This window comes from Microcoleus sp. AS-A8, from assembly GCA_039962225.1.
GTDB lineage: Bacteria > Cyanobacteriota > Cyanobacteriia > Cyanobacteriales > Coleofasciculaceae > Allocoleopsis.
Genome location: JAMPKV010000030.1, coordinates 56,238 through 75,070 on the forward strand (window position 1 = coordinate 56,238; position 18,833 = coordinate 75,070).

Consider the following 18,833-nt stretch of genomic DNA (forward strand, 5'->3'; position numbering starts at 1 on the left):
GCGTTGGCTTAACCTCTGTGTAACGCGTAGCGTCGGTTGAACACTCTAACTCGTAACCTGCAAACCTTCAACCCCAACCAACCTTCAACCTACAACTCTTATCTAACTGTTCAAGAATCCGAAGTGGTGCAAGCCTTCGAGAATTCCACCAGCACAGTGCGCTTGAGCCATATACCGATAATCGGCTGGGTTCTCCTCGTACCACTGGCGCAGTTCCGGTCGTGCGTTGCCGACAATAATTCCCCGTTCTTCACCAACGCTAAATAAGGCGATGTCATTTCCTGAGTCGCCACATACGACCGTTTGTGTGCTATCGAATCCCCACTTTTGTTTCAGAAACTGTACAGCTAACCCTTTGTCAGCATGGCGGGGTAGAAGGTCGAGGTCTTTACTCCCGCTATAGATCAACTTAACATCAAGACCTCGCTCAGCCAGCAGCGCTTCCAGTTGAGGCAGTACTTCCACGGCGGCTTCTTCCGTTAGATAATAGCTGACTTTAAACGGACGCTGTTCGGAGTCGGGTTGAGGAACCAAGTCAGAATAATGGGCGGCTGTTGCCACGATTAAGTCTCGATTCCAACCTTGAGCCAGTTTGTCTGACCAGGCTGGATCGGGAGTCTCCTGACCATCCTCATCATAAATTTCCGTACCCACAGAGGCGATCAGAGCATCTGGATCTAACAGTTGCTTCTCACGCTTCAGGTCGTGGTAAATACTGCGCGATCGCCCTGTGGCATAGACGATCTTCGTGCCGTATTCTTGGCGATGCTGACTAAGTTGCTTTTTGAGTTCTTTGAGGGCCTTATCATCACCCACTAAGGTATTGTCCAAATCGGTTATAAATAAAAATGCGGTCACAATAACCTCGCTCATCACCTGCGGACTTGCTACAGCCTTATTGTCCTATAGTTAAGGCTGCCTAGCTGACGCACGCTACAGGTAGATTTCTCACAACCGATGCCAAGATAGAAGAAAGCGATCGCTATCTCTGCGATGGTTTGACTCAGCCCACGGCTGTGTGGCGTTCTCCCGATTACAACTCAGTGTCCTCAAGAAAAAACATGGCTCAAGACGTAAAATCTTTTTAGAGCAAGGCTTTGCACTCACAAGAAGCCTGTATTTTTCCCCAAATCAAAAAAAGACAGATTACCCTAGGCAATAGCTCCATAATTACGTCTTCGGGGGGATGTATGAATAATAAACTTAAGTTACGTGTTGCGTCGAGTTGAGTACCGATGGCAATACCCTTGTCACTGCCACTAAAGTCGGTCTCTCCGCATTCGTGGGCGCACTGAAGTAACGTAGCTTCCTGCTGATTCCATCGTGAGTAAAGACCGTCTTGAGCGCTCACAATGATGACTCGCTTGGTGTTCTAGTGTAGTGGGATGCTCTACTGGTCTTTAAGATTCAGACCCCATAGCCATTTGGGACAGCAGATCATTTAATAAAGAAACTTACCATCATGCAAAATCCAATAGAGAGCCTGGATAAAGCTCAATCTTTAGCCTTAGAAACAGCTTGGCAGCGTTACGCTCAAATGGAAACGAACGCTGAATCCGCCTATCAGCAATATCTGAAACTGCGTGGTTGGGCTATAGCTCTGGCAGTAGTTGCCACGTTCCTGGCTATCCTCACGTCTCGGCTTGATAGCAGTCTGATGGTATCACCTGTAGGCCAGGTGCTAAGAGCCAGCTTGATTTTAGTCCCCCTAATTGGTTCGGTGATGTTAGTCTTTGCCAACAGACTACAGCAGGGACAATACTGGCGGGTTTTTAGAACAGGTGCCCAGGAAATTAGAAAAGAGATTTACCTATACCGGACTCTCCTGCAAGGACAACCCCAGCGTCATCAGTGGCTTTTAGAACGGGTGAGTCAGATTCAGCGCCAAGTGGTGGAGACGATTGGCAGCAATTGGATGATCAAACCTTACACGGGTGAAATTCTGCCGGATTATCCGGATAACGAGTCAAACAGCGTTTCGGTTTTAACTGATTTGGCACCGGACGACTACTTGCGCGATCGCCTAGAAGCTCCCCTCAAGTCCTATTCTCAAGAATTAGAGGATATATACCAAACCCGAACTCGTCTACAGGCTGCAATTTTGGCGTTCGGGGCATTGAGTGCATTTCTCCCAGCCCTCAGTGGTAGTCTTAACATTTGGGTCGCCTTCACGACTTCACTGGGAACGGCGTTAATCATTTGGCTGGAAGTAAGTCGGCTGGATTCGGTGGTCAAAAACTATAACCAGCTCATTCTGGAACTTAATATTATTCGCGACCATTGGCAAAGTTTAAGGCCACCCGAACAAACAGGGGCTGAATTTTTTAAATTAGTCATTGCCACCGAAAAAGTCCTCTGGAGCCAGCATAACCAAGACATCAACCAAATGCGTGAGGCTGTGATTGAGTTACGCACTCAACCTAACGATATGGTGACTCAAGTGATGAGTCAGCCTGTTTTGAGTAAGATTGAGCAAAGTCTGCTACCCGAAAAATCAACTCAACTCGAAATTTTACCGGCTAAAACAGAGGTTATTCCCGAAGAGCCTGTAGAAGTTAAAGTTGTTAAGCCGGAAAAGCAAGAACCCAAGAAACAAAATAAAAAAGACTTACCACATGCCTTTGTAGTGATGCCCTTTGGTCGAAAAAAAGGCCCTGATGGACGTTGGATTGATTTCAATAGTATTTATCAACAGTTAATTAAGCCAGCCCTGGAAGAGGCAGGATTTGAGTCGTTTAGAGCGGATGAAGAAACCGTGAGCGGCGATATCTTGACTGATATGTTCCAGGAGCTATTGCTGGCGGATTTGGTACTCACTGACCTAAGCATTGATAATGCCAATGTTTATTATGAATTGGGTGTTCGTCACGCTTTGCGGAAGCGGGGTTTAGTTCATATTCAGTGCGGTCGGGCTTACATGCCTTACGACATTTTCAACGTTCGCACGATCCCTTATCAATGCGATGAAAATGGTTGCCCTGACCCCAAACACCTGGAGAAAGATAAACAGGCGATCGTCAAAATAGCTCGTGCCACCTGGGAGTCAGATGAAAATCGAATTCACAGTCCGATTTTCCAATTACTAGCAGGTCTGGAAGAACCCGATCGCAGAGCGCTACGAACTCCCTTGGCAACTGGCTACTGGCAGGAGTACAAGGAGTGGCAAGAGCTAGTCCTGATTGCTCAGCGACAAAAGCGGATTGGGGATGTGTTGTTGTTAACAGAAGAAGTCCGCAATCCTCTGATTAAAGAAGAAGCGATCGCAGATGCAGGGAAAGCCTTAAAGAACTTGGGGAATCATGCCCTCGCTCTCCAAGAATATCGCCAAGGGCTGAAGATTAATGGAAAAAATTCCGAATTCCGACTGGAAGAAGCGTTTCACCTGAGCCGATTGAAGCAATCCGAAGAAGCGATCGTGAAATTGGAGGGGTTGCTCCAGGATGAACCGAACAATATCAAAGCGTTGTTTTATTTAGCTGGCATTTACACAGAAATGTGGCGGGATGAATGGCTCAAGATCAAAAATGAGCAAGAGCGATTAGAAGAGGCTTACGAAGCGGCTCACTTACTCAGAAAAGCGATTAAGACTTACCTCAAAGGCTATCGCTTAAATCAAGACCATTACCACTCCGGAATCAGTGCCCTAATTTTGTCCTGCGTCTTAGAAGACCTAGTGAAGAAGCTTAAAGCAGATGGTGACTTAGAAGATGAAGCCATTCGGCAACAGTTGCCCTCTCTCAAAGGAGCGGTTCAATTTACCTTAGACAGTGTGGCTCAACGGGAATCCAATGATTTTTGGGTCTTTGTCTGTTTAGCTGATTTCGCCGTCTGCACGGCTGAGCACTCGAAACAGGTAATGAAAGCTTACAAAAAAGCCTTTACCCTGGCTGGGAAAAACAAATTTGCCTTGAAATCGACTCTAGAGCAACTGAAATTATTGCAGGCACTCTCGTTCCGCACAGACTATGTTGAGGCTGGCATCGCTGTGATCCAAGCAGAACTTGAGCGATTTGAAGGCCAAGAGGAAGCGGTTGCAGACACAACCAACAATGAACCGGCATCAGTGTTCTTGTTCTCCGGTCACATGATTGATAGTCCCAATCGTGCACAGCCTCGTTTCCCTGCGGACATGGAAGGCGAGGCTCGTCAAAAAATTGAGGATGTATTGGATAAGTTAAATGCTTGTTCAGGATCGATGGCGATCGCACCGGGAGCGGCTTGTGGTGGAGATATTTTGTTTATTGAAGCTTGTTTGGAGCGCAATATCAAAGTTGAAGTATTTCTGTCATTTTCTCAGGCCGAGTTTATTCAAGATTCAGTCAGTTTTGCCGGGGATAATTGGGTTGCACGTTTCTATGCTATCCAGAAGCATCCTAATGTAACCATCCACTTTCAACCCGAACGCCTGGGAGCTGTGCCTGAAGGAGATAATCCCTATGAGCGCAACAATCGCTGGGCGCTTTACTCAACGTTAATGTACGGAATTGAGAGAGTGCGACTGGTTGTGTTGTGGAATGGCAAAGGCGGTGACGCTCCTGGCGGCACGGGGGATATGGTTCAACAAGTACGCCAACTGGGAGGAATTGTCGAACATATCGATACAACGAAGTTTGATTATTGGAAGATGAATGAAAAAGTCGTAGAGTTTCCCAAAACAATAGAAATGGCGGGTCAAGTTCAAGAGAGTTAGCGAGCGCATCGGGGAGGCGTAAGTTGCCATAGGGTAACGGGACGCGTTAGCTAGTACCTCCTACAGAGGCTCGCGTCCCTCGCATTTTTAGAAAAATGCTCATACTTCCCTAATGTCTAGGTTTTCTTAAGAAATTAATCCTAAAAATCGTCTTTCCTCGCCAGTTAAACTTGTGTCTACACCTCTGATCTTTAATTGCCATTCCTATGGAAAGACTGTGTAAGTTGACATTCCCTAATCAACTCTGTGCTAAAGCCATTCAAGTTCATACCTTCGTTGAATTGTCCGAAGCCTTGCCTACAATCGGTCTTCACAGGACTCGTCCGACGTTAGTGCTGGTGGGTGGCGCGAGTGGGATTGGCGAAGCTGACAAAGCCCGACTGCAACAGCTGTTCCTCGAAGAGATTGCACCGCTGGCTCAAGAACTGGGAGTGGCGGTTGTGGATGGTGGCACTGACGCCGGGATTATGCGGTTTATGGGTCAAGCTAGGACTCAAATGGGTGGAACTTTTCCTCTGATTGGCGTAGCGGCACTCGGCACAGTCATTCTCCCGGATGTGCCTCCTCCCAACTCGGATGCAGCCCCCTTGGAGCCAAACCACACACACTTCATCCTTGTTCCTGGCACAAATTGGGGCGATGAATCGCCTTGGATAGCCCACATTGCCAGTGTGTTGTCTCAAGGATTTCCCTCCGCCACCATCGTAGTCAACGGCGGTGAAATAACTTTTCTAGATGTATCCTCCAGTGTGGAAGCTGACCGACCCGTGGTCACGTTGGATGGTACAGGACGAACAGCGGATAAATTAGCGGCTGCGCTGCGTGGAGAAGCGACCGATCAAAGAGCAGAACAGCTAGCCGCATCAGGGAAGATGCAAGCGATCGCCTTGCTTGAACATCCCGCTCGGTTAACGGCGGTGATTAAAGAGATTCTCTCTAAATTACTACATATTTAACGACCACCGACTCAGAGCTAGAAATATCAAAACGGACGCGGACGTAGTTGGAGTCAACAATTTCCATATTTAAGTAGCTAACTAACTACTCAAACCAGGGAGTACGCCATGCCAAAAAAGAACACGTATAATGACTATCTCAAGCAAGAAATGAGTGAGCTGATTGAGGAAATCGAGCTACCTTCTTTGCAGAAACGGTTTATGAAAAGCCGTTGGCTGGATCAAGTTTTGTGGCTAGAAGGTCGAGCGACTAAATCTCGGACGCGACACAATACCCTGCGACTGATTACGATTATCGGAGGTGTTCTTGTTCCGGCTGTCGTCAGCGCCAATAATGGGAATGTTTCACAGCAAAACTTAAGACATCTCTTGGGCTGGACAGCATTTGGCTTAAGTCAAGCGGTTGCTATCAGCGCCGCTGTAGAAGAATTCTTTCATTATGGTGAGAACTACCGTCGCTATCGTAACACCGCTGAGAACATGAAGATTCACGGCTGGCAATTCTTTCAGTTAACGGGTCCTTATAAAGATGCTAAAAGTCATGAAGAAGCCTATGTGACTTTTGCTAGCAACGTCGAAAATATCATCCAACAAGATGTAGAAGGGTATATTAGTCAAGCGGTGGAGTCGGATAACGAGATCAAAACAGCTACGCAGGCTGTCATGGCTCAAAACATAGCACTTGCTAATATACGACTCAGTGAGCATTTGCAGCAGCCACCCTCTGCCACTAATACTGAATTGTCGCCTAATTCAACATCCCAAACCCATCAGCCCTCGGCTCCACTGGTTTTGCTTAAGGAGGATAAGGTAGAGTTGGTGACTCCTGAGTCAATCCCACAGACTCAATTAGACTCAAACAACAACCTGGAGAATATAGACTCAAGTATCCCCTCACTTCCCGCTCCGCTCGTTGCCAATTCGTCCCCAGGAATTGAGCAGAAAGAACAGTAGAATGAGTCTTTTATTTTCACCCAATCCAAGAAATTCTTAAACAGAGTGAACCTGAGGATGAAAGGGCATTTAAAGTTGTTCTAATAGAACGTCTACGGCTTTATTGAATTGAGGGTCTTTTCCCTGAGCGTACTCTAGCGGAAAAGGAACTTCAATATCTGGGATAACACCCTTTCCTTCCAGACGTTCTCCATCAACCCAAACATCGACTACAGCCAGATAGAGGAGATTACCATCTTCTAAGAGAAAGGGGCTGCCCCCCACAACAGCCCCTGCTGTTTTTGTCCCAATTAATTTTCCCAGCCCGTATTTTTTAAAGCCATAAGCCAGAATTTCTTTACCACTTCTTGAGCCGTTATTGACAACCATGACAACGGGTTTTCTCCATTGCAGATCGATGGTTCTTTTTACTCCATCACGGCTCATTTGAGTCAATCCCGGAACTTGTTTATTAAAAATATTTAGATAATTTGGCTCGGCTCCGCCCCAACCATCCCTGAGATCGAGTATCAAACCCTCTGTATCTTTAAGTTTGCCATAGCCAATCTCTTCAACTAAGAGTTGCTGATACTGGTCACCCGCATACGACCAGATATGCACATAACCGATTTTTTTACTATTGCGTTCGATAATTTTTATACTCTGCCGCATCGCTTCTAAAAAAAGCGTATCCGGGTTAAGCTTTTTGGGAATTACAGTTACATCTTTGCGGCTTTTTGGGTCAGGACTCTCTTGAATCGATACCTTCACTTCTTGTTCTGCCTTGTCAAGGAAAGATTGAATCGGCTGATACGCTTTGCCATGAACGGCTATCACTTCGTCTCCTACTTTCAACCCAGTTCGGGCAGCCGGGGTACCCTCTAGAATCCCCGAAATAAATGTTTTTCCGTTGATGTCTTTAGTAAAGATGCCGATTCCCGTATAGTCTAATTTTCCATTGGGGAAAATTTTCTGAAGTTCTTTTCTAAAAGAACCTCTATTAAAAATACCGAGTAATTGATAATAGGCTGGCTCTTGTTGAGTATAAAAATGAGTATGAGAAGTCTTGAGTTCGGAGAGCATTTGATTAATCACAAGTGAGGCTTCCTCTAAAGACTGAGCTGGCTTGAGCCGATTCTCGTACTCTTCTCGCTTGGCCTTCCAATCCACTCCATTAAAGTTGGGGTCAAAGAAATGGTCATTTACCTCTTGCCAAACTTCGTTCAATGTAGTTATGTAGGGTGATTCTCTGGCTAATAAAAGGTTTTGAGGTTGAGGGAATAAAATCAGTAAAATACTCAGAACGATAAGGGCTATTAAGGCCAATATTTTTTTTGTTTTGTAACTAATCATTGACTGCTAATTTTTCATTGATTATTGATGAGCTAGGTATCAGTATTAGCCTGCCCTACTAATAACAATAGCTCGGCTGAGTTATGAGTTATTTCCCTAGCTCCGGCGCTCCTGACTTTGCTACGGGGCTGTAATTACATGAATAGTGAGGCGTGCTCAGCTGTAGTTGAACAAGAAATGAGCAGTTTTTGGTCTGGAAGATGAGCAACCGTCTCCCTTAGAGTGAGACTAACTTTCCAGCCATTGGGCAATTGGTAGCAGAGATATATAGCTCGGACTGCCATCCAGTCCCCTTTTTAAGAACGAGACAAGAAACATGAGTGACATTAACCCAAAAACCACCATTATTTCCTCCCAAAGACGCCAGTTACTCAAGCTAGGGCTTTTTACAGGTGCTACCAGCGCTTTGGCGATCGCTCTAGGCAGTGGCAGCAAAGCTGATGCACAGGGTTCACGCCAAAACCGAAGAGGCGATATCGAAATCCTCAATGGTGCGATCGCGCTGGAACAGAAAGCCATCAACACCTATACGGCGGCAGCAGAAAACAAGTTATTGCCGACTAAGGCATTTCTGGATGTGGCAGTGCAGTTTGCTGGCGATCATGCCAATCACCGCGATCAGCTCAAAAAGATTGTTTCACGAGAGTTCAGAGGCACCCCCATCAGTACTGATAATCTGGGCACCTTTCCCATTCCGCAGAACGTCTTGAAGGGCGGTGAAGCGGAGGTACTCAGATACGCCCTGACATTGGAAATGATTGCAGCCAAGGCATACCTGGAGAATGTTACTAGCAAGTTGACGACAGATGCTGCCAAGAATGTTGCTGCCACAATCATGCCTGTGGAGTCGATGCACGCGGCTGTCTTCCGCACCGTCCTGATGGCAGTACTCAATGAGAAAGGGCTACCAATGGAAACCAAAATCGTTCCCCATTCATTCTTGAGCGAATTTCCGACGCCGCCTGTGCCAAAGGCATAAGTTTTCCGATTAAATCAGGTGAGTTTGCACTAGACGCCGTAGCATCAACTCACCTAATCTCCTGATGCCATAAAATTTCTGCTACTCGCGTCATGCCATTTTTCAAGTGGCGGCGATAGGTACTGAAGGGCAAATCCAGTATCTCAGCCGCCTGTTCCTGCGTTGGTGCGGGGTGCAGATAGGTGTGATACAGCGCCCGATAGCCTTTGGCATCCCGTGGAGATGATTCTAAGGATTGGGCTGCCTCTTGTACCAAAGACTGTAAAGCGGCGATACGTGCTGGAGTGTCAGCATTCGCCGTAACTTGCTCCATCACTAAACGCGATCGCAACAACGGATTATTTTGTAACGCATCAGAACGGGAAAACCCCTGCAAAGCATCCCGCACCGCCTCCACAAACTCTGGCTGAGAGAGAACCACTAGGGGTTCACTCACAGGTGACGTTTGTACCGCCTGCGCTGAAGCGGCAATTTCTCGTTGAGCCAGCAAAGCTTGCCACGCCTTCGGTGGCAACACTCGCCAGTCATGCCCATACACGCCATAACGCCGTCCCCCCACTTCAAAATCAGCGTCTTTAATTCGCGCTAAGTCCGCGTAGGCAAACATTGCCGCCCAATCTTCCGGTTCCGCACAAGCAAAGAAGGTGAAAGCCAGCCCTGCTGTCGTGCGATGATGCTGCACAAAGTTGATAAAAATCAGGCTTTGAGTCGGTGAAACCGTTTGATAAGTATCCCGTGCCATCCAAAAGCGGAACAGGGTTGCCCCTTCACCACTTCTTAACGGTGCTGCTTGTTGAAGATAATGCCAAGCTGAACTTGCTGCCGGATCAATTTTCAAGTCCTCACTACTTGCTTTGTGTAGTGCCACCATCATCACAAATCCAGCAGGCTGCTGTTGGGCATCGCGAAACACCAGCGCCCCTTCCGGCTGTCGTTCCAACCAGTGCGCCAAAAGACGCGCAGACTCTTCACCTTCATACTGAGTGACTATCTCCAGTAGTGCTGGTTGGTCAGTTTGTCGCAGCGTGTCAGTTAACAAACTACTATTCTCTTGCCAGGTAAAACGCGGTCTGACTGCTGGATTATCCCGATGGAGAAAGATGTAATCAAACAAGATGCGATGTTGCTCTTGTCCTTGGGTTTGCTCTAAACGGCTGGTGTAGTAGGTGCGGGCGCGTCCGTGCAGTTCGATATACCAGTCAGGATTGCGCCAGCGTAAGTCAGCAATTAGGACTTCCCTCGCTAAGTCATGAGGAAACAACCCCAGTTGCCCTGGTTCCATGAACGACAGCCCCCGCAGCCACTTGAATAACTCATGGACATCGGGCATCCCTAGCATTCTGGCGAGTAATGTCTCAGTTGTCAGGCGTACCAAGGCGCAAGCTTCCAACGCCATTCGGTGGGCAGAACTGGGGACTTGTTGCACGAATTTGTCCAGCAGTGCCTTAATCACATCTGGTACAGCGTCAGCCTGAAAGCGAATGTCCCCTTTCTGTGCAAACACATCAGCCACTAAGGAGAGGGCGAGGGGGTAGCCGTGGGTAAATTCGAGGACTGAAGGGTGTTCAGCGGTAGGAACTTGTCGCTTAGTCAGGTAAGTGCGACTTTCTTCTGGGTTGAGGTTACGCAACGGTAGGATGTGGATAAGAGATTGCCAACCTGGATCGGCTCTCCAAGCGGATGAGGGAGAGTGGCGTCCCGCGAGAACAATTAGAGTCGTTTCTGGCAATTGGGGCAAAAAGACTTCCCGCAGCCATTCATCAAGGGGTGTGAGGATTTCGTAGGTATCAATTAAAAGAACGTGGCGCTCAAGCTTGGAAGCTAGAACTTCGAGGGGAGATTCGTTGGGTGTCAGGTTCATCACGAACCGCAAGGCACTCAAGAATGACTCAGGAGCGGGTTCAATATTACGAGCATCTATGTAAACGGCTCTTATTTGGGCTTGCTGACAGATGCGAGTAAACTCGCTCAGTAGAGTTGTTTTACCAACACCACCGGGACCAAAAATATGCAAAATATGAAACGGTAATTCAGTTGCGGCGTTAGCGTGTTCCGGAGCAGAACCCGTTCCCTGAAGGATAAGCTCGTGTCTTTGTGGGAGAATCGCTGACTCAAATAGCTTTAGCTCCTCACCACGCCCAACAAAGCGACTATGCCGCGCCGCACTCAGACGCTCTGCTAGTGACGATGACATTGGGTATCCCTCTCGATTTAGTTCAGTCAATACTACTTATTATGGTCGTAGCCCAAAACCATCTAGGTGTCTTCTGAGTGTCAATTAACTTGTTTACTAGAATTATGAGGGTGTTTCTCAACCATTAGGCTAGTGCCTGGTTAATGCAAGTCTGCTTCCCAAACAGCCACATAAATGCGACCGGGTTCATTACGTTCAATTACACCTTTAAGGCTATTGTTTCGACCGCTCACGAACCTATAGCGTTTAGATTTCTCCTGATATACCGCTTCCAGCCCTTGTCTGATGTCCCCAGAGGCGTTGCCATTAAGCAACTGATTTAATGTCCTTGACATCGTTTTAAGCTCAACAGAGTCGGAAAATGATACCTCTGTTTGGCGAACCCGCCCAGAACCAGGGTCATACAGATATCCTAAACTGGCCTGACCGGGTACAAAATCCTCATAAAGTAGCGCACGGGTATTCCACATACCCTTAGATGTCTTTGTGGGTTGGCCTAACTCTTCTTTGATATAACTTTGTTGTGTTCCTGCGGGAAATGCTGGAATCCTTCTAGACGGCTCAGAATTTTGGTTGTTGTTTCCGGCTTCGGGTGACGGGACGGGAATGGATTGGGCCGGGAACTGACTCTGTGACGGAGAAGGTTCTTGAGTGGGTATGCTCTTGGAGACACCCTCTTCGGGCGATCGCTTAGAGGAGGAGTCAGGGCGCACTGGCGGGGGCGTGATTTCCTCTGGCTGTGAACGTGGAGTCTGTGTCCTCGCCTGTGGTTGCTGAGTGGTGGTTCGTTGTGAGCTTGGAGCAGAATCGGTACGCTGTGAACCTGAAGGTATAGTGGATGAGGGTTGCTGGGTGGTGGTTCGTTCTGAGCTTGAATCAGAATCGGTACGCTGTGAACCTGAAGGTATAGTGGATGAGGGCTGTTGGGTGGTGGTTCGTTCTGAGCTTGGATCAGAAGATGACGAAACTGTACTAGCGGGTTCAGCCCCCCGCCTTAAGCCCAAAGCCAGTCCAACAATGGCAAGGAACAAACTCCCCGCCACCAAAGCGCCGATAATCAGGCGCTTGCGTCCATTTCCTGAAAGGGCGGGACTTGAGCCGACAGGAACCGTTTGTCCGGGGGTAGGATTGGCAATGGGGGGAGTTGAGCGGTTTGGGGTTGGTGGTAAACCGCCTGGGGCAACCGCTACCGTTGCCATTTCGGAAACAGCGTCACGCGATTGTAAGGCGTTGAGCATTTCTCTCGGTGTAGCAAAGCGATCGCTGGCCTTAAACCGAATCGCGCGATCAATTACCATTGCCAGGTTAGGGTTGATATTCGGAGCAGTCCGTCGCCACAAAAACTCGCCTGTGCGATCATCTGTTTCCAATTCTTGAGGCAGTTTACCCGTCAGTAAAAAAACCGCCACTAGCCCCAAACTATACAAATCGCTGGTATACGTCGGGCGTCCCCCGGCTTGCTCCGCAGGCATAAACCCAGGCGTCCCAATTACCATCGAGTGAGCTTGGTTACCCGGTATGTTCACCTGTGTATTCATCGCTTCTTTAACAGCGCCAAAATCAATCAGCACAGGCAATTCATCCCGTTGTCGGATAATCACGTTATCCGGCTTGATATCTCGGTGAATCATGCGGCGGCTGTGAACATAATCCAGCACCGGTAACAGACTCATCAATATCTGCTTAACCTCATTCTCTGAAAGCACTCCACCCTTTTCCACCTTTTGCGTCAGGGTGTCGCCTTCAATGTATTCCTGTACCAGATAAAACTGTCCAGCTTCCGAGAAGTAAGCAAATAACCGGGGAATCTGGTTGTTTCCATCCCCCAGTTCCTCTAAAACTGCCGCTTCCCGCCCAAACCGCTCTTGTACTATCTTGTAAGCCTGAGGGTCGTGTGTCACCGGCTTTAGCTGCTTAATCACGCAGCGCCGTCCCGAAGGCATATAGGTATCTTCGGCAAGAAACGTGTTACCGAACCCACCAGCTCCCAGCGTCCGGAGTATGCGATAGCGATTATTGAGCAGCGTTGGCGTCATGAGCGGTTTAGGAAAGTCTAGATATAAAAATGGATGTCTTTCAACATCTAGATGTTTCCTGAATTTTACTCATATGTAGCTTTGGGGAATCCCCCAAAGGAGATAAGCCTTTATTTCAGGTCAAGTAAACCATTTTCTTTCAGCTTTGGATTAAAGCGAATTTCGGTTTGCACACCACGAGATTTTAGGGCTTCTAAAATTTGGGATTCAACTCGCCGTGCCACTTGTTTTAAGACCTTAACTTGGGTCAACCCATCACCTTTCTCATAGCTTTCTTTCTCTTGAGCCGTCATCGTCAATTTGGCATCAATTGGCTGAGTCCATGCTGCTTCATCTGAACCATTGCCAATCGGTATCGTACCATTTTCCTGAATCCAAGCTTCTCGAATGTTTTCTAAGTGGGTACGATTAGGACGGTCGATGGTTTGTACTTTAACCCAATAGCAGGATTCAGGTTTACGCACTAAATGTTGTTTTAGACTGAGATAAATGTCACGGGAATAGTTAATGAATTGCAGGGTTTTATCACTATCAAAAATTGCGTATACACCTATTTTTCCGGGCAATCCTTCAGGTAAATTGCCAGTTTCTTCCAGGTAAGGAATATAGTCGAGTTCAGCCAGAGAGGATATTTGAGTTTCAGACACCATAAGGAATTCAATATTTTGAATTCAAAATTATTTTTTACTTTTTTCTTGAGTCAACCCTTTAGGCGATTTTGCGATAAATCGCGCAGAGGCGGCTGGGGGTCAAAATTTTCGCTTTGAACATAAAATTCGGTGGCACATTAATGATGATGTAATCATCCGATGCATGGTAGGATTCAAACTCGGCTGGCATTCCTTTGGGCGTGGCTGTCGAGTAGGGAACCGGCTGAAAAAGTAATTCTGTAAATTCAACCTTTTGACATTGCCCTTGTGCGGCGATTTGGTGCAAAAAGGATGCACTCATCAATAAACTAAATAAGTTTTCTTTGGCTTCTGGAGCCAGAACAAAACGGCTATCGTAGTTGTTAAGAATTTTTAAGCGAGCCATCTGTGAGGAGGATTGTTGAATAAGTTGCCATTTGGCTGATTATAATCCACGAGGTACCTTGAGAAACGAGAGAGGGAATTGGAAATGGCTCACGTCTGATACCTGAACCTCGTCAAACATTTTCCCATCCCCTATTTCCAGAGGCTATGTTTTGCCCTTGGAGAACATAAAACCTCTACGGACTATTACTAAATCCGTATTTTAGAAACTAAATGTAGTTCGGATCGCACCGATCACAATATCATCGTTGTTCGAGTTGTGATCGGGAGCCGTGAGCCAAATTACTCCCGGCGTAATCGAAATGTTATCCGTTAGCTTGTACTCATAGAACGCTTCAATGTGGAATGAAGTGTCTGAGTCTTTGCCAATTGCATCCCTGAGAGAACGGCTTGCCCCCGTTACTTTAGGCTCCATCCCAACAATGATGGCAGCAACACTGCCTTCTTTCCCCAAGTCTGGAAAAGCAACGTGGGCGGCAAAGTTCCAGATACTCATATCTCCCCGCTCCAGTACAGAGCCTGAGCCATCGCTAGCGATGAGTGGGGCTAGGGTACGAGTCGCCGTATAACCGGCCCAGCCACCGACGATAAATTTAGGGCTGAATTGCCAGGAGGCTTGTATCCCGTAGGAATTACTGGAAACGGGTAGATCTAATCCTGCAAAGGGTGCCAACCGTTCCGGCAGATTGGGGTTGTCTGCCAAGGCGGAACGCAGATTAGCCTGATTACTACCGGCTGTGAGGTCGGCGTTGTAAGAATGAATGTAAGTCAAGCCTAAAGTAAGCTGATTGATCGGCTTGAAGGTGATTTGTGCCAATGCTCCATAGGCACCATCGAACAAACCACTTCCTTCATCTGGCGTGGCGGCGTCACCGGCTAAATACCCTAAGCTGAGTTCGAGGGCATCGCTGAACTCATGCCGGATGCCGATGCCAGCCCCTCCCACTAAACCATAAATTGGGTTGCGAGTTCCAAAGTTAGACAGAGCACCCGTATCTCCGTCACCATCAATAAAGGGGTTAACTGTATTGGCAAAGTCATCCGGTGCACCCGCGTTGGCTTCAATCACAACAGTTGTCTTTTCGCCAATGGGAAAAGCATACAACAGGGCATCAATGCCAAGATCATTATTGCTACCACTGCCAAAGGTAGCGTCACCGAATCGCAAATCTCCCTCCGGTGTAAAGGTGGAACTACCGGAGTAAGAGTCCAGGTTTACCGCTTGGAGTCGAGTTCTAAGTACATCTTTGCCCGTAAAGCTGGTGTCAAAGTTGAGACGAACGCGATCGCCAAAAGCTGTCACGTTGGGGATCTTCCCTCCTAGGGCGTTTTCCCCCGCCGCGATACCTGTCAGGGCAAAGATCGCTTGAGCGTTGAGCTTAGTCGTGGTAGAAAACTGAGTCAGTTCTAGTTCTGTTGTGCGTGCTTCTAGCCCATCCACCCGCCCCCTCAGGTTAGCCAATTCTGAGCCAAATTCCTGAATGAGTCGCTGTACTGTGGTCAAATCTTCTTTCGTCGCGAAGTTACCTGTACCAGAACCCAACAAGCGCTCAATTTGTTGCAAACAGGCATTTAAACCCGCCGCAAATTCATAACGGCTCATCGCACGATTGCCACGATAGGTGCCATCCGGGTAACCTGCAATACAGCCATAGCGTTCAACGAGCGATCGCAGTGCTTCAAACGCCCAGTCACCTGGAGACACATCCCGTAACTGAGAGACATTTGTCACTTGCTCCAACGGATCGGTGCTATCTTCATGGCTGGGTTCTATTACACCCGCATCACTCCCATCAATTTCTTGAGCAGAATCTTGAATTAACTGAGAAACTTTATTAATAGACTCAAGGGAATGAGTCTCACTGTTGTGGTTGTAGCGGTTGATGGGTTCCAGTACATTGACATCTCTATCCTCCCCAGGCAACTCAAAGATGGGCACCGCCGCTTCAGTCTCTACAGACGTTAAGTTCCCCAACTTGCTTTCCGGGTTTGCGGCGAGCATGGGTTCGGTGGCGGCGATCGCAGGTTCATCTGTTGGCGGCTGGGTTGTCACCGTCTCCCGTGGCGCTTCAGACACATCAATCCCAACCTTTGCGACAATAGCACCATCAGCCGCTAATGCACTCGATGACACCAACAGTGCTCCCCCTAAAATCGCTGGACTGATCAGCCAAGATCGCCAAAAGACTCTCGAAGTCATGTTTATATCCTCACACCCATTAACAATGCTCAAGAAATCTAAATTATTTAACTATTAATGAGAAAATTAATCAATTTTTTAATTTTTGGGATGTAAGGCGATTTTTGTCAAGAAATTAAATTCCTCGGCAAACCCAGCCCAGGACAACCCTAGGAAACCCGTTATTCCAAACGATAATGATAATGATAATACTTTTTAATCCATGAGTCAGTAGAGTACGTCCTGATGCGACCGATGAGTCTCCTGAAATACTGGGACTCAGTCCTCAACTCTTACTTGTCGCTATCTGTCTCGTCCAAGTGTTCGGCAACCGACTTATAGAGGTTGAGGACATGGTTATCTTGAAGGTGATAGAAAACCTTGCGACCCCGTTTGTGATAACGCACCAAACGCATGGCGCGTAAAGATCTTAACTGATGAGAAACCGCTGATTCACTCATGTCTAGAATCGCGGCTAAGTCGCAAACACACAGTTCTTGAATCGCTAAGACCGAAATAATTCGTAGACGGTTGGTATCGCCCAAGAGGCTGAAGAATTCTGCCATCCGCTGAGCTTTCTCGGTACTGAGAATTTTTTGTTGCAACCGTTCAACATCATTCATCTCAACCGGGTGTGGCGGATGACAATTGAGATTTTTGATTTCCTGAACGGGACTGACTGTAGCCCCTTTAGCTGAAAGGTGGGCTGTCATTTGGGTTGTGTTTCTACAAGGTATCGCTGGGTAACTCCATCTTAACGAATGAGAATGATTAGCGTTTCCACTTTTCTGGCTCAGCCGACGTGAGTTAAGCCTGAAGTTTACCCCGCCGCCAGTTATCTTTACAGAACCCTGAACGCTACGGTGCAAGGATTACAAAACCCGAAAGTGCGGTTGAGTGGCCTACCCGCCTCAATCGCACTCCAGTTTTTTGTGAGTAAAGATTAACCGCAGGTACAACCGTGATGGCTACACCCTGCACCATCGGTGTGACCATTAGCACAAGATTCACTACAGTACAATTTTTCATCCTTTTCTACGGCATCAGCGGTAGAAATGACGCATAGGCAAGATTCACAGGCACATTTCATGGAAGTTACGGTGGTCATGATGGTTTCCTTATGCATTCTGATATTAATCTAACGTATGAACAGGTATTCAGACATAATGAAGAATAATCCTTAACATTCCTTAAGATTTAATCCGGAATAAAACTGTTGCCAAGACTTGTTAAATTTGCTACTTTAGTTAAGCGCCGAAAATAACAAGCCGGGATAGCTCAGTTGGTAGAGCAGAGGACTGAAAATCCTCGTGTCCGGAGTTCAAATCTCCGTCCTGGCATTCAAAATTGTACAGTGACTAATTAATTGTCGTTGGTGACAGATTGATGTCATCGGTGACAAATTAGTGTCGTTAAGACGAATTATGTGTCGCTGTGACGAATTATTATATAGGTAAATAATAGTGACAAATTATTGTCATCGATCGTCTACTCATCAATTTTCAGTCCTCTGCTCCTTTCAATCCACCATTAATCTTAAATAATAGGAAAACTACGTTTATCCATTAAGACGTAAGAAGCGTAGCATTTTCAACCCACCCCTAGCTGGGATGGTCGTTGAAACGCGAGGGGAATGCTGTCCAAATAGCGCAATGTCCCTTTCAACCCACCCCTAGCTGGGATGGTTGTTGAAACAATAAAGCTCGTGTTGGAGTCAACCAGTTGGAATGCTTTCAACCCACCCCTAGCTGGGATGGTTGTTGAAACTTCTTGAACTAAAAACTCTCGTGGCCCATACACGCCACTTTCAACCCACCCCTAGCTGGGATGGTTGTTGAAACCCAGATTGGTGCACTTATTCGCTCGACATTGAGGACAGCCTTTCAACCCACCCCTAGCTGGGATGGTTGTTGAAACTCTTCCCACCTAGACCCTTATCTATACTCCCCTTTGGGAAGCCTTTTTGACGGCTCCCGAAAATTCCTGCTCAATCTCCTGAAAAAAGAGAAAATTGCTAACTGCCGAAATTCCTTAAACAAATACTAGACAAGGGTTTTGAACTTCTGACGGCTCCCTGGGGTTTTTGCCCCCGCTTTCAGCCGTCAGAAAAAAGAATGAGAGTGGATTCCTCCTTGCTCGGAGGTGATTGGGTAGCCATCACTGTAGTATGTCTACGTGCCTATTGCTGGGAGCGCACCTTATTCCTGCCCACAAGGGACAGCAGCATCAGGTTGGACAGCTACCAGGGTCAGAAAGCACAACTGTCTTCCAACAGTTAAACTAACCCATACTGTTCGCAGTTCAGCGGTTCAAAGAACATGACCTGCGGCGCTATAGCCTTTCCTGAGCTAGTGAGGTACACTTTGGGAGGTTGATAGCATATTTTCCATCAGGCACAAATGAAGGCATACTCGTTGGATATACGCCAAAAAATTGTGGATGTTTACAGGGCAGGCAATATTTCTCAACGTCAGCTAGC

At 47.2% G+C, this 18,833-nt stretch carries 14 protein-coding genes, 1 tRNA gene and 1 CRISPR repeat array; of the genes, 5 read left to right on the top strand and 10 right to left on the bottom strand.

All coding sequences use genetic code 11. The features are described from left to right. Positions 1–102: 102 nt before the first annotated feature. Together NDI48_28315 and NDI48_28320 are read right to left on the bottom strand one after the other, a co-directional pair. Positions 103–858 carry a sucrose-phosphate phosphatase gene (locus NDI48_28315; protein MEP0835073.1) on the bottom strand — a complete coding sequence of 252 codons (756 nt, stop codon included), beginning with the start codon at positions 856–858 and terminating at the stop codon, positions 103–105. A gap of 226 nt (positions 859–1,084) precedes the next feature. After that, positions 1,085–1,351 (bottom strand): hypothetical protein, encoded by a 267-nt coding sequence (locus tag NDI48_28320; protein MEP0835074.1) that lies wholly within the window; start codon positions 1,349–1,351, stop codon positions 1,085–1,087. A 111-nt stretch (positions 1,352–1,462) separates the two neighbouring features. On the opposite strand from NDI48_28320, the gene NDI48_28325 reads away from it, so the two are divergent. The 3 genes from NDI48_28325 (at position 1,463) to NDI48_28335 (ending at position 6,600) form a co-directional block, all read left to right on the top strand. Beyond that, positions 1,463–4,690, top strand: a complete 3,228-nt coding sequence (locus tag NDI48_28325) for an SLATT domain-containing protein (GenBank protein ID MEP0835075.1) — start codon at positions 1,463–1,465, stop codon at positions 4,688–4,690. Positions 4,691–4,896: 206 nt separating this feature from the next. Next, positions 4,897–5,646 (top strand): hypothetical protein, encoded by a 750-nt coding sequence (locus tag NDI48_28330; protein ID MEP0835076.1) that lies wholly within the window; start codon positions 4,897–4,899, stop codon positions 5,644–5,646. A gap of 108 nt (positions 5,647–5,754) precedes the next feature. Beyond that, positions 5,755–6,600 (top strand): DUF4231 domain-containing protein, encoded by an 846-nt coding sequence (locus NDI48_28335; GenBank protein MEP0835077.1) that lies wholly within the window; start codon positions 5,755–5,757, stop codon positions 6,598–6,600. Positions 6,601–6,669: 69 nt separating this feature from the next. Here NDI48_28335 and NDI48_28340 read toward each other — a convergent pair whose 3' ends face one another. Further along, positions 6,670–7,806 carry a S41 family peptidase gene (locus NDI48_28340; protein MEP0835078.1) on the bottom strand — a complete coding sequence of 379 codons (1,137 nt, stop codon included), beginning with the start codon at positions 7,804–7,806 and terminating at the stop codon, positions 6,670–6,672. A 442-nt stretch (positions 7,807–8,248) separates the two neighbouring features. Here NDI48_28340 and NDI48_28345 point away from each other — a divergent pair, with 442 nt between their 5' ends. Next, entirely contained in the window at positions 8,249–8,911 is a 663-nt protein-coding gene (locus tag NDI48_28345; GenBank protein ID MEP0835079.1) for a ferritin-like domain-containing protein, read from the top strand. 49 nt (positions 8,912–8,960) lie between these two features. On the opposite strand, the gene NDI48_28350 is transcribed toward NDI48_28345, so the two are convergent. The 7 genes from NDI48_28350 to NDI48_28380 form a co-directional block, all read right to left on the bottom strand. After that, the gene (locus NDI48_28350; protein MEP0835080.1) at positions 8,961–11,105 is read right to left on the bottom strand and encodes a hypothetical protein; all 2,145 of its coding nucleotides are present in this window, start codon (positions 11,103–11,105) and stop codon (positions 8,961–8,963) included. A 140-nt stretch (positions 11,106–11,245) separates the two neighbouring features. Next, positions 11,246–13,141 carry a protein kinase gene (locus NDI48_28355; protein ID MEP0835081.1) on the bottom strand — a complete coding sequence of 632 codons (1,896 nt, stop codon included), beginning with the start codon at positions 13,139–13,141 and terminating at the stop codon, positions 11,246–11,248. Between the two features lie 110 nt (positions 13,142–13,251). Further along, a complete protein-coding gene (locus NDI48_28360) occupies positions 13,252–13,791 on the bottom strand; it encodes a GIY-YIG nuclease family protein (GenBank protein MEP0835082.1) in 540 nt (179 codons plus the stop codon). A gap of 58 nt (positions 13,792–13,849) precedes the next feature. Then, on the bottom strand, positions 13,850–14,176 hold the full coding sequence (locus NDI48_28365; protein MEP0835083.1) for a hypothetical protein: 327 nt from the start codon (positions 14,174–14,176) through the stop codon (positions 13,850–13,852). A gap of 201 nt (positions 14,177–14,377) precedes the next feature. Continuing rightward, positions 14,378–16,375, bottom strand: coding sequence for an iron uptake porin (locus NDI48_28370; protein ID MEP0835084.1), 1,998 nt, complete (start codon positions 16,373–16,375; stop codon positions 14,378–14,380). 272 nt (positions 16,376–16,647) lie between these two features. After that, positions 16,648–17,067 carry a metalloregulator ArsR/SmtB family transcription factor gene (locus NDI48_28375; protein ID MEP0835085.1) on the bottom strand — a complete coding sequence of 140 codons (420 nt, stop codon included), beginning with the start codon at positions 17,065–17,067 and terminating at the stop codon, positions 16,648–16,650. A 230-nt stretch (positions 17,068–17,297) separates the two neighbouring features. Continuing rightward, complete coding sequence (locus NDI48_28380) at positions 17,298–17,462, bottom strand: metallothionein (protein MEP0835086.1); 165 nt, start codon at positions 17,460–17,462, stop codon at positions 17,298–17,300. Positions 17,463–17,621: 159 nt separating this feature from the next. Between NDI48_28380 and NDI48_28385 the strand changes: the two genes are divergently transcribed. Continuing rightward, positions 17,622–17,694 (top strand) — tRNA-Phe (locus NDI48_28385). 247 nt (positions 17,695–17,941) lie between these two features. Next, positions 17,942–18,271: a CRISPR direct-repeat array (repeat unit 37 nt; unit sequence CTTTCAACCCACCCCTAGCTGGGATGGTTGTTGAAAC). Positions 18,272–18,833: the final 562 nt, after the last annotated feature.

What these genes read in the sequence shown, in the direction of transcription:
- NDI48_28370 (MEP0835084.1), bottom strand. Translation starts at nt 16,375, where the DNA reads ATGACTTCGAGAGTCTTTTGGCGATCTTGGCTGATCAGTCCAGCGATT.
- NDI48_28375 (MEP0835085.1), bottom strand. Translation starts at nt 17,067, where the DNA reads ATGACAGCCCACCTTTCAGCTAAAGGGGCTACAGTCAGTCCCGTTCAG.
- NDI48_28380 (MEP0835086.1), bottom strand. Translation starts at nt 17,462, where the DNA reads ATGACCACCGTAACTTCCATGAAATGTGCCTGTGAATCTTGCCTATGC.
- NDI48_28345 (MEP0835079.1), top strand. Translation starts at nt 8,249, where the DNA reads ATGAGTGACATTAACCCAAAAACCACCATTATTTCCTCCCAAAGACGC.
- NDI48_28335 (MEP0835077.1), top strand. Translation starts at nt 5,755, where the DNA reads ATGCCAAAAAAGAACACGTATAATGACTATCTCAAGCAAGAAATGAGT.
- NDI48_28360 (MEP0835082.1), bottom strand. Translation starts at nt 13,791, where the DNA reads ATGGTGTCTGAAACTCAAATATCCTCTCTGGCTGAACTCGACTATATT.
- NDI48_28330 (MEP0835076.1), top strand. Translation starts at nt 4,897, where the DNA reads ATGGAAAGACTGTGTAAGTTGACATTCCCTAATCAACTCTGTGCTAAA.
- NDI48_28350 (MEP0835080.1), bottom strand. Translation starts at nt 11,105, where the DNA reads ATGTCATCGTCACTAGCAGAGCGTCTGAGTGCGGCGCGGCATAGTCGC.
- NDI48_28355 (MEP0835081.1), bottom strand. Translation starts at nt 13,141, where the DNA reads ATGACGCCAACGCTGCTCAATAATCGCTATCGCATACTCCGGACGCTG.
- NDI48_28365 (MEP0835083.1), bottom strand. Translation starts at nt 14,176, where the DNA reads ATGGCTCGCTTAAAAATTCTTAACAACTACGATAGCCGTTTTGTTCTG.
- NDI48_28325 (MEP0835075.1), top strand. Translation starts at nt 1,463, where the DNA reads ATGCAAAATCCAATAGAGAGCCTGGATAAAGCTCAATCTTTAGCCTTA.